Here is a 1,918-nt window from a genome sequence, read left to right on the forward strand (position 1 = left end):
TTCACTAAAATTTGTTTCACTGTCTATGCTTGATATGGTGTTTTTAGCTATCATCCTTAATACCCAGACCCTGCACCAATCATTTGGCAGTATATCCCAGATTAAAATTAAATACTCATCTTTAAAGAGTGCATTTCTTAGTTTAGTTCTTTCTTTTTTATAATAAGCCTCTTGCATCTTGTAATTATAATAAAGCAAATACCCCTCCTCATCGCTAGAACCTAAATCATCTCTTTCATACCAAGCTTGCCCCTTTGTTATCATACTCTTATAGAGGGGATTTATATTATCCTCTAGGTCTAATTCCAAATATATATTAGGGATTATGGCTTCTTGAGAAAAAAGGGTGGCTATGATTTTTCCTTCCTTTGCATTTGGCTTATTTCTTAAATTCACAAAGAAATCATTTATTTTTGTCTTTGTGATGGCTAGGGCTGCTGTTGGAAGGGGGGTGAAAAGCGTAGTAAATGGTTTTTCTTTGCCATAGTCCATAAGGTTTAACTCACTAAAATCCAAGGTTTGCTTTTGATCTAAGATTTTATAAGATTTTATTATTCCCAAGGCCATTATAAAGCCCTCATCCGGATAATCCTCATTGTCTCTAATATATTTATCATATTTAGGAAAGCTAATTACACTAAAATCCAAAGGAGGCTGATTCCATTCACTCAAAGGAATAACATACCACTCAAACTCCAGCTCCATAGGCACAAAAACGCTGCCAAAGCGGGAGCTAAAAAATCTTTCTTGTTGAATTTTAGTGAAATCTGCCCTTGATAAAAGCTCTTGGACAAAGTCGTAGTTTATATCATAGGGAAGTTTTAAATATCTTAGCTCTCTTGGCATAGAATCATCACCAAAGAGTTTTTTCTCAAAATCCTTAGCATAAAGACTTAAATAAGAACCTGGCAAATCCACTGAAAAAAATATTAAATCAATGCTTTTATTATATTTCACATCAAAGCTCCAAGAAATGCGAAGCATTCCCTTACTTTTATGAGTGCTATCTATTAAACCCTCTTGATATGCTTCTTGCATCATAAAGCCATAGCCTGCTCTTTCTTCGACAAACACTGTGTTTAAATTTGTAGTCATTGCTTATCCTTAGTGAATGCATTAATGATTCTTAACTCTAAGTTATTTTTAGCCCCAGCAAGTTTTATCTTAATCAGCTGTGCTAAAAGCTTAGCCATACTTTCGCCACTTATATAATTCATATCTATTTTATTGCCTATTAACAAGCAACCATCGGAATTTTTGGGAGTTTTGCCTGAGTGTATGAGTATGGCTCTATCAAAAGATACGTAATCATTTCCTAAATTTAAAACCTCGCCAAAATTAGAGCTCTTTCTCCACCTCACCTCATACCTTCCCTCAGGCACTCTTAGCTTTAATTCTCCACCTATGCTATCAGGTGAATTTCGTTCTAGTATGTAGGCAAAGGGTTCAATATTATGAGCTAGGTTATAAAAAATATCCATCATTTCAATGCTTTCAATCTTTCTATTATCTATTTTTGTGATTTTATTTTTATCCTTTATCATTTTAATCTTGCCTAGAATTTTAGCCCTTATAAGCTTACCATCTACATAAACATTCATCCTAGCCATAGTAGCCTCTGTGCTTTCTTTAAACCTTTCAATTAAGATTAAAATGCGTTTTTGGTATTTCACCTTAAGGGGAATAGCGATTTTAGTGTTTTTAATATATTGTTTTAAGCTTTGACAAAAATCCTTTGCATTATGTGCTAGATCAATGCCTTTGGTATCGCCAAATTCTTTGCCTGCGTGAATGCTATATGCTGTGCCTGTGGTATTTATATCTATCATATTTTCATCATTATATAATGAAATCTTATATCTACTCACATCATCATTATTTTTGTTTAAAATGTAATAATCAAGTAGGCTAACTGCAT

Annotated in this window: 2 protein-coding genes; both read right to left on the minus strand. The window is 33.3% G+C overall.

Features of this window, described 5'->3' with window-relative positions; genetic code table 11:
• Positions 1-1,095 (minus strand): hypothetical protein (locus tag DMC01_RS12330; protein WP_142694480.1); only part of this gene is annotated, 1,095 nt, incomplete at its 3' end.
• On the minus strand, positions 1,092-1,918 hold an 827-nt coding region (locus DMC01_RS14020), incomplete at its 5' end, for a DUF5675 family protein (protein ID WP_185908945.1). The genes DMC01_RS12330 and DMC01_RS14020, both read right to left, overlap by 4 nt.

Source organism: Campylobacter troglodytis, assembly GCF_006864425.1.
GTDB lineage: Bacteria > Campylobacterota > Campylobacteria > Campylobacterales > Campylobacteraceae > Campylobacter_D > Campylobacter_D troglodytis.